Origin of the sequence: Corallococcus exercitus, from assembly GCF_003611585.1 — a bacterium.
Classification (GTDB): domain Bacteria; phylum Myxococcota; class Myxococcia; order Myxococcales; family Myxococcaceae; genus Corallococcus; species Corallococcus exercitus.
In genome coordinates, this window is the sequence record NZ_RAVW01000419.1 from 1 (window position 1) to 8,609 (window position 8,609).

Below are 8,609 nucleotides of genomic sequence, written 5' to 3' on the forward strand. Positions count from 1 at the left end.
GCCCCACAGGCTCCGACGACGCCCCAGAACCCGGCGGCGCCCGTGACGCCCCCCGCCGTGCAGCAGTCCCTGTCCGCGTCCGCCGCCTCCGAGGGGCGCGTCATCACCCTGGCGGAGGCGGAGACCGCGGCGCGTGAGCACCAGCCGATGCTGCGCTCGGCGCAGGCGAACACCGACGCGGCGTACGCCCGCGTGGATCAGGCCTTCTCCGGCTTCCTGCCGCAGGTGAACGCCAACGCCAGCTACACGCTGGGCACCAGCAACCGGGCCGTCATCCAGAATGTGCCGGGCAGCGACACCGCCGTGGTGTCCAGCTCCACGCGGCGCTTCAGCGGAGGCATCTCCGCCAACCAGCTCATCTACGACTTCGGCCGGACGTCCGGGCGCTACAACGCGTCGAAGCAGAACGCGGGCGCGCAGGAGGACTCGCAGCAGCAGGTGCTCCAGGACGTGCTGCGCAACGTGCGCTCCGCGTACTTCAACGTCCTCACGCAGAAGGCCCTGCTGGGCGTGGCGCGCGAGACGCTCCAGAGCGAGGAGGCGCGGCTCAACCAGGTGAACGCGTCCGTGCAGGTGGGGTCGCGGCCGGAAATCGACCTGCTCCAGCAGCGCACGGCGAAGGCCAACGCGCAGGTGGCGCTCATCCGCGCGCAGAACGCCTACGCCACCGCGAAGGCGCAGCTCAACCAGACCATGGGCGCGGAGACGTCCACGGACTACACCGTGCAGGACGTGACGGTGGCGGCCATCGCCGGTGAGGACGAGGCGCTGGACGCGCTGGTGAAGCGCGCGCTGGAGGCCCGTCCCGACGTCGCCGCGCGCGAGCGCCAGATTCTCGCGCAGGAGTCGCAGGTGAAGGTGACGAAGGGCGGCCACTGGCCCAGCCTGAGCGCCACGGGCAACGTGTCCGACGTGGGCGCGAACCCGGTCAATGGCGCCACGCTGAGCGCGCAGGGCGGGCTGCAGCTGAGCTGGGCGCTGTTCCAGGGCGGGCTCGTCAGCGCGCAGACGCGCGAGGCCAGCGCCAACCTGCGCGACCTCCAGGCGCAGAAGGACGCGCTCCGGCAGCAGGTGCGGCTCCAGGTGGAGCAGGCCCGGCTCAACGTGGTGGCCACGCGCGAGGCGCTCACCGCCGCGGACGAGGCCCAGGTGAACGCCCGCGAGCGGCTGCGGCTGGCCGAGGGGCGCTACCGCGCGGGCGTGGGCAACATCATCGAAGTCAGCGACGCGCAGGTGGCTTTCACCAACGCCGCCGCCCAGCAGGTGCAGGCGACGTACGACCTGGCCACCTCCCGCGCGGAGCTGGCGCGCGCCCTGGGCACGGTGGAGCTGAGCACCGTGGCCTCGCGGTAGGCCCGGCGGGTGAAGACGTAAAACATGAACCAACCCTGAAGGGTGGCAGTGGCGGCAGGACGCTCGAACACCGTAGGAAACGGCGGCTCCAACGTCATGGGTCACCTCCCGACAAGCCCGGAAACATGCGGGGATGCACGCCGCGAAGGCCGTTTCCAGAGGGCACTCCGTCTCAGAAGAGGCATGGGTGTCGGGCTTGCCCGGACTCTGAAAGTCCACCTCCCGCGCAGCGACCCTATGGGTGAACAATGGGAGGCTGACCCGGCAAGTTCTGTCTGTCTGCCTCTATACGTCCTATGCCGTCGGCCAAACGTTTCGGGTCGGCAAGCAAAGGCATGGACAAGAAACTCGCAACCACCATCGGCGCATCGGCACGGGTCGCCCGGGGCCGCATGGAGCTTACGCAGGCCGACGTCGCCGAGCGAATCGACGTGGCCACGGAAGTGTACGGCCGCCTGGAGCGCGGCGGCATGCTCCCCAGCGTCCAGACCCTGCTGAAGCTGTGCCACGAGCTGCACGTCTCCGCGGACGAGCTGCTGGGACTCGCGGCGCAGGGTGCGCCGCCGTCTCGCGCCAGCGAAGCTCCTCCGCCCACGCCCGAGCGTCCGGAAGTGCGCCGGCTGCTGCGCAGCGTGCGCCAGCTGGACCCCGCCCAGGTGAAGCTGCTGGGCCTGGTGGCCAACGCGCTCCAGCGGCGCTAGCCCCCACCCCGACTCCCGCCTCCGGGGACACCGGACCGCGCGCGACCCTCCTTCAGAGGTTCGACAGGACGCGATCCAGGTCGGCGGGCCGCACCGGCTTGGTGAGGTGCACGTCGAACCCGGCCTTCAGGGCCTGCTGGTAGGCATCCGGGTCGCCGTAGCCGCTGAGCGCCACCAGCCGCAGGTTCTGCCCCACGCGCGCTCGCAGCGCCTTCGCCACCTGGTAGCCGTCCAGCCCCGGCAGGCCAATGTCCACCAGCGCCAGCTCCGGCGCGTGCTCCAGCGCCAGCGCCACGCCCTGCACGCCGTCCCGCGCCACCGCCACCTGGTGACCCCACAGCTCCAGCAGGTCGCGCATGGACTGGCGCGCGTCCGAGTTGTCCTCCACCAGGAGGATGCGCCGCGTGCGCCGCGTGTCCAGGACGTTCGCCCCGCCGAGCACCAGCGGGACCTGGTCCGCGGGCAGCAGGGGCAGCCGCACCACGAACTCGCTGCCCTGGCCGGGGCCCCCGCTGGTGGCCTCCACGGTGCCGCCGTGCATCCGCACCAGCGTGCGCACCAGGGTGAGGCCAATGCCCAGGCCCCCGCGTGAGCGCTCCAGGGACGTGTCCGCCTGGGCGAACAGCTCGAACATGGCGGGCAGCTTCTCCGGCGAGATGCCGATGCCGGTGTCCTTCACCCGCAGCACCGCCTGCGCGTCGCCGTCCACGCCCTCCTGGAAGAGGTCCACGGTGACGGTGCCCTGGTCCGTGTACTTGGCCGCGTTGTCCACCAGGTTGCTGAAGACCTGCTCCAGGCGCGTGGCGTCGCCCTCCAGCCACAAGGGCGTGCGCGGCAGGTGGACCTCCAGCGTCAGGCCGCGGGACTCCACGCGGGGGCGCAGGATGTCCAGCAGCTGCTGGAAGCTCGCGGTCAGGTTGAGCCGCTCCTTGCGCAGCTCCACCTTGCCCCGGGTGATGCGGCTGACGTCCAGCAGGTCGTCCACCAGCCGCGCCAGGTGGTGCGTCTGGCGCTGGATGATGCCGTGCATCCGCGCTTCCTTGGGGTCCGTGGACCCCTTGCGCTCCAGGATGCCAATGGACGTCATGATGGCGGCCAGCGGGTTTCGCAGCTCGTGGGCCAGCATGGCCAGGAACTCGTCCTTGCGCCGGTCCATCTCGATGAGCTGATCCGTGCGCAGCCGGGCCTGCTGCTCCGCGTGGCGCAGGCGCAGGAGCGAGCGCACCGTGGCGATGAGCTCCGAGGGCTCGTAGGGCTGGGTGAGGTACGCGTCCGCGCCGCCCTCCAGGCCCTGCACCTTCTTGTCCGGCGTGACGAACGTCGCGGACGTGTGCATCACCGCGATGGCGGCCGTGGCCGCGTTGGCCCTCAGGCGCGCGCAGACCTCATAGCCGCTGATGTCCGGCAGCTTCACGTCCAGGACGATGACGTCCGGGCGGTGCTCCTCCGCCAGGATGAGCGCCGCCATGCCGGTGGCCGCCTCCAGCACGTGGTAGCCGGACATCTCCAGGATGCGGTTGACCAGGTAGCGGTTGGCCTCGTCGTCGTTGACGTTGAGGACCGTTGCCAGACGCGGTTGCTCAGCCACGGGGGTTCGCCTCGCGCAGTTCCCGGTTCCCCAATCCCGCCTTGGACAGCGCGTCGCGGATGCGGGTGATGGCCACTTCCCGGCTGAGCGTGTGCTTGGCCAGGATGGCGGACGTCTCACGCGACAGCCGGGCCCGCTCCGCCTCCTGCAGCTGGTGGGAGGTGTGCAGGATGATGGGGATGTCGCGCGTGCGCGGATCCGCCTTCAGTTCGTCCAGCACGTCGAAGGCGGTGATGTCCGGCAGCACGAAGTCCAGGAAGATGAGGTGGGGGGCGTTCTCGCGGGCGATGCGTACGCCCTCGCGGCCGTTGGAGGCTTCCAGCAGCTGGTAGGTCGTGTCCTTGAGCAACTGCTTGAGCAGGTAGCGGTGCACGTCGTCGTCGTCGATGATGAGCAGCCGCTCCACCGGGCCGACGCGGGCCAGCGACGCCAGCTTCTTCTGCAGGCGCACCTCGTCCACCGGCTTGAGCCAGAACTCGTCCGCGCCCAGGGCGCGCGCCTTCTGCTCGCGGTCCGTCACGGTGACGACGAGGATGGGGATGTCCCGCGTCTGCTCGCCGTTCTTCATCTCCGCGAGGAAGCTCCAGCTCGTCTCCCCCTCCAGCATCACGTCCAGCACCATGGCGGCGGGGCGCACGCGCTGCATCACCTTGCGCGCGTCCTCCACGGTGCGCACGGGCAGCACCTGGAAGCCGGAGCGCGCCAGGTACTTCTCGTAGAGGAACAGCGTCTGGCGGTCGTCCTCCAGCACCAGCACCGGCGCGCGGCCCGGATCCAGCTTCTCGCTGCGCTGGGCAAGCCCCGTCATCTCCGACACTTCCGGGTGGACGCGCGGCAGGGTGAGGATGAAGGTGGCGCCCTCTCCCAGCTTGCTCTTCACGGTGAGCGTGCCGCCCAGCACCTCCGACAGCTTGCGCGCCAGCGGCAGGCCCAGGCCGGTGCCCTTCACGCGCCGCTGCAGGTGGCTGTCCACCTGGATGAACTCCTCGAAGACGCGGTCGTGGTTCTCCGGCGCGATGCCGATGCCCGTGTCCTTCACGGTGAACACCACCGTGTCGCGCGGGCCCGGAGCGGCGGACACCGTGACGGAGCCGGACTCGGTGAACTTGAGCGCGTTGGAGACCAGGTTGCGGACCACCTGGCTGAGCTTGGACTCGTCCGTCTCCAGCTCCAGGGGCTCCGGCGAGTCCTCGAAGTTGAGTGCCACCGTCGAGTCCGGCGCCAGCAGGGGCCGCGTCATGCCGCGCAGCGCGCTCAGGAGGTCGGACACGACGAAGCGGCTGTGGCGCAGCGTCGTCTTGCCGGACTCCACCTTGGACAGGTCCAAGAGGTCGTTGACCAGCTCGAAGAGGGCCTCCGCCGAGCCGCGGATGAACTGGACCTGCTTCTCCTGCTCCGGCGCGAGGCTGCCGTTGAGCGGGTTGAGCAGCACCTTGGACAGGCCGAGGATGGAGTGCAGCGGCGTGCGGAACTCGTGGCTCACGTTGGCCACCACGCGGCTCTTGATCTCCGACGCGCGCTGGAGGCTCTCCGCCTTCTCATCCAGGGCGGCGTGCAGGCTGCGCACGCCCTTGTTGGACTCCTCCAGCTCGCGGTTGAGGCGGGTCAGCTCCTCCGCGCGGCGCTTGAGCTCGTGCTGCTGGCGCTCCGTCTCGCGGTGGAGCGCGGACAGCTCTCCCAGCGTGGTGCTCACCTGGGTGAGCGCGGCGCCGTAGTCCTCCGGCACCAGGCTGCCCACCAGCGCGATGCCGCCCTCGTGCGGCCGGGCGCGGAAGGCGAACGCGGCGGGCTTGTGGCCGTGCTGGAGGATGAGCTCCCAGCCGTCCACGGCCTCGTCGCGCGCCTGCACGAGCAGCTTCTCCACCTTGTTCTCGCTGCCGTGGCTGGCCAGGCTCTTCAGCGACTGGCCGGGCTTGATGCCCAGGATGCGCGCGGCCCGCTCATCCCGCCAGATGACCGTCCCTTCCGCATCGCAGGCCAACGCCAGCTCGCGGCTGAGGGATTCGAAGATCCCGGAGGCGCGGTCATCCTGTTGCATCATGAGTGCGTCTCCTCCCACGAAACAGGCGTTCGTGCGAGCAACGTTCGCGCTTCCGGGTGGCCGGTCCCCAGGGCGGCGTTTAGCGCGTCCAGGCATTGAAGAAGGTTCAAGGGAGCAAGACCCCGCCGCGGCCAGAAGCCCGCGTACCACTGGAGGTGCGCGTCCCACAGATCCGCTCGGTCCAGGGCAAGCGCGTCCGAGAGATAGGACAACTGGAGGTGGACCTCTTGTTCCAGACGGGGCCGGCTGCCGGGCGGCAGTGGGGCTTCCAGCCTCCGGACGGCCGCGCTGGTGATGACGGCGAGGTCCTCCTCCAGCCGGTGGGCGGGGCCTTCTTTGTAGCGCAGCGCCTGGCGGGCGGACTGGACGTAGGTGAAGGGCAGCGAGTCCGGGCCGAAGCCCTCCGCCTGGAGGGCGCGGGCGAGCCCCTCGAAGTGCTGGTCCAGGTGCAGCGAGCACATGCCGCGCGTGACGAGCAGGGTGCGCAGCCAGCGCGCGTAGTCCTCCAGGATGGCGGGGCGGGACGCGTCGAGCGCCTGGACGAGGTAGCGCACGTGGAAGACCGCGTCCTCGTCGCCGAAGCGGCGGGCGCGCTGGATGCCGTAGCGCGCGGCCCAGAACGGATCCTCGTACAAAGCTTGAACAGAATTGGAAGCGAGGGACGCGGTCCGCGCTTCCACCTGGAGGCTCACGTTCGACACGGTGTCAGACTCCCAGGGTGCGGCAGGCGGCGGCGACCAGTTCGCGCACGCTCTTGCCGAAGAAGGCCACGGCCAGCTCCTCTTCGAGAACTGGACCCCAGTCGAAGGCGAGCCCGCCCACGGCGATGGGCAGGGACGGGGACACCTCACGCACCTTGCGCACGGCCTCGCGGACCTGGGGCATGTGGAAGGGCATGGTGACGGAGAGGGCCAGGAGGTTGGGCGGGGTCTCGCGCACCATGCGGGCCAGGTGATCCGCGGGCACGTTGGCGCCGAGGAAGCGCACGTCGAAGCCGGCCATCTCCAGGAAGTCGCTGGCCATGCGCGCGCCCACTTCGTGCAGCTCGCCCTCCACGCACGCCATCATCACGACCTTGCCGTTGGCCGGGTCGCGGGGCAGGTGGCGGTACAGGTGCGCCAGGACGTACTGGGAGATGGCGGTGGCCAGGTGCTCCTGGGCCACGGAGATGCTGTTCTCCTGCCAGAGCCGGCCGATTTCGTACTGGGCGGCCTGGATGACCTCCAGGTGCAGCTCCTGGAGGGGCACGCCGCACAGCAGGCCCTCATCCACGAGCAGGCGCAGGGCTTCCTGGCGATTTCCGGAGAGTTGGGCGGCCAGATACCGCGCCCGCAGCGTGTCGATGGCAGGGGTCGATTGGATCACGAGAACCGGCTGGTGGCGGACGGGGCAGGGTAGGGGGCTTCCTGTTTTCGTTAAACCCTGGAGCGGTTGCCCGCACTCGGAAGTGAACAGTTCCCCGCCCCCTGGAGCGAACGGCTGCTTTTCTGCTTGCAGCTCAAGCGAACGCCCCGGTGGGGCGAGCAGGCTGGCGGTATGGTGCGGAAGTTCATGTTTGACCGCTATTTCTGTCCTGCTTGGCTCCTCGTGGTCGGCCTGGGGCTGGTGTCGGGATGCTCGGCTCCGCGAGAGGTGGAAGGCGTGTGGCGGCCCGGCCCTGGCGCGTCGCCGGAGCACATCCCCGGACCCCTGAAGAACTTCGGGCCCTTCGACGTCGCCGCTGACGCGCTGTCCGCTGCCTGTCCTCTCATCCTCTCCAAGCCGAATGCGTCGGTGGTCGCCCTCCAGGAGGCACAGCCCGAGGTGGCCCTCCGCATGGCGACGGAGTACTGCGCCTGGCTCTACGCCACGCCTGACGGACGATACGAGATGAGCATGCTGTCGGATTCATCCCGTCCCGGAGACGCGGTGCGGGGACTGCGGAGCTGTTCATTGCCTCCGTTCGTGGATGACTCCCGCTACGCGCCGGACAGCCTCAAGCAGATCTTCGCGCTGCACAATCATCCCTTCGGGACGCGCCTCTCCGCGCGGGACCTGCGCTTCATCGAGTCGATGGCCACCGTCCACGACTGGGAGGTCCTGACGCGGGAGGGCCGCATCCGCCTGTCCATCGTCGCGTTCTTCTCCCGGTCGCGGGATGCGAGCGCACCCACGTGCGACGGCTTCTACCAGTACGTTCCCGCCACCCGGGAGATGATGCTGTGGACGCGCACGGGGGGCCGGTGGAAGCAGGAGTCCCATGGCACTGTCACCTGGCTCGATGAGCGCACCTATCGTCTGGATGCGCTGTAGGAAGGCCGCATGCGAGGGCGGATCATGTCGCTGAGGACGGTCGCGTTGGTGCTGGGACTGCTGGGCTGTGCCCGGAGGCCCGAGCCTCTTTCGGCGCCCGTCCTGGAGGACCGGACCGTCCGCTTCCCGGTCTCCTCCGATGCCGATGCCGATGCCGATGCGGGCGTCATCCAGGCGGGGACGCCCGTCGAGTTGGATGGCGAGACCCTGCGCGCGTTGATGATCGTCTCGCACGACCTGTTCCCGCTGGGGAGCGCGGCGACGTCCTGTGACAGCCGGCCGGAGTCCTACACGTACCGGGTCCTCCGGCAGGACGGCCTCCTCTTCGTCTACGTGGAGGAGAATCCCGCCGCGTGTGGGCGGCGCTTCCCGGCGCTCGACTCCGGTGCGAAGTACGCCCTCCGCCCGGACGGGCGCATCCTCCGGCGCGTCGTCGACGGCGTGGACGCGGATGACGACCTGCGGGGCGTGATGCTGCCGGATGGTGGAGTCCAGACCGTGCTGGTGCCCCCGAGCCAGGAGCTGCTTCCGGAGGACGCGGGACGGTGAAGGACACGGGTGGGCGGGTGTGCTCCGCTTGCCCCTGATGGCGCCGGCAGGCGGACGTGCTGGCTTCCCTTTCCCGGCCCGGGGT

At 69.9% G+C, this 8,609-nt stretch carries 8 protein-coding genes; 4 read left to right on the forward strand and 4 right to left on the reverse strand.

Features of this window, described 5'->3' with window-relative positions; all coding sequences use genetic code 11:
* Together D7W79_RS34320 and D7W79_RS34325 are read left to right on the forward strand one after the other, a co-directional pair.
* Positions 1 to 1,353, forward strand: a 1,353-nt coding sequence (locus D7W79_RS34320) for a TolC family protein (protein ID WP_208729914.1), incomplete at its 5' end; no start/stop codon positions are given.
* 335 nt (positions 1,354 to 1,688) lie between these two features.
* Positions 1,689 to 2,054, forward strand: a complete 366-nt coding sequence (locus tag D7W79_RS34325) for a helix-turn-helix transcriptional regulator (protein WP_120529550.1) — start codon at positions 1,689 to 1,691, stop codon at positions 2,052 to 2,054.
* Between the two features lie 52 nt (positions 2,055 to 2,106).
* Here D7W79_RS34325 and D7W79_RS34330 read toward each other — a convergent pair whose 3' ends face one another.
* Genes D7W79_RS34330 through D7W79_RS34345 form a run of 4 tightly spaced genes read right to left on the reverse strand, consistent with a single transcriptional unit; the run spans position 2,107 to position 7,048 of the window.
* Positions 2,107 to 3,642 (reverse strand): ATP-binding response regulator, encoded by a 1,536-nt coding sequence (locus D7W79_RS34330; protein ID WP_120529551.1) that lies wholly within the window; start codon positions 3,640 to 3,642, stop codon positions 2,107 to 2,109.
* Complete coding sequence (locus D7W79_RS34335) at positions 3,635 to 5,683, reverse strand: hybrid sensor histidine kinase/response regulator (protein WP_120529552.1); 2,049 nt, start codon at positions 5,681 to 5,683, stop codon at positions 3,635 to 3,637. The genes D7W79_RS34330 and D7W79_RS34335 overlap by 8 nt, the downstream gene beginning before the upstream one ends.
* Positions 5,680 to 6,384 (reverse strand): hypothetical protein, encoded by a 705-nt coding sequence (locus D7W79_RS34340; RefSeq protein ID WP_120529553.1) that lies wholly within the window; start codon positions 6,382 to 6,384, stop codon positions 5,680 to 5,682. The genes D7W79_RS34335 and D7W79_RS34340 overlap by 4 nt, the downstream gene beginning before the upstream one ends.
* A gap of 4 nt (positions 6,385 to 6,388) precedes the next feature.
* The gene (locus D7W79_RS34345) at positions 6,389 to 7,048 is read right to left on the reverse strand and encodes a cobalamin B12-binding domain-containing protein (protein ID WP_120529554.1); all 660 of its coding nucleotides are present in this window, start codon (positions 7,046 to 7,048) and stop codon (positions 6,389 to 6,391) included.
* A gap of 186 nt (positions 7,049 to 7,234) precedes the next feature.
* Here D7W79_RS34345 and D7W79_RS34350 point away from each other — a divergent pair, with 186 nt between their 5' ends.
* Together D7W79_RS34350 and D7W79_RS34355 are read left to right on the forward strand one after the other, a co-directional pair.
* Positions 7,235 to 7,975, forward strand: coding sequence for a hypothetical protein (locus D7W79_RS34350; RefSeq protein ID WP_244222130.1), 741 nt, complete (start codon positions 7,235 to 7,237; stop codon positions 7,973 to 7,975).
* 9 nt (positions 7,976 to 7,984) lie between these two features.
* Positions 7,985 to 8,524 (forward strand): hypothetical protein, encoded by a 540-nt coding sequence (locus D7W79_RS34355; RefSeq protein WP_120529555.1) that lies wholly within the window; start codon positions 7,985 to 7,987, stop codon positions 8,522 to 8,524.
* Positions 8,525 to 8,609: the final 85 nt, after the last annotated feature.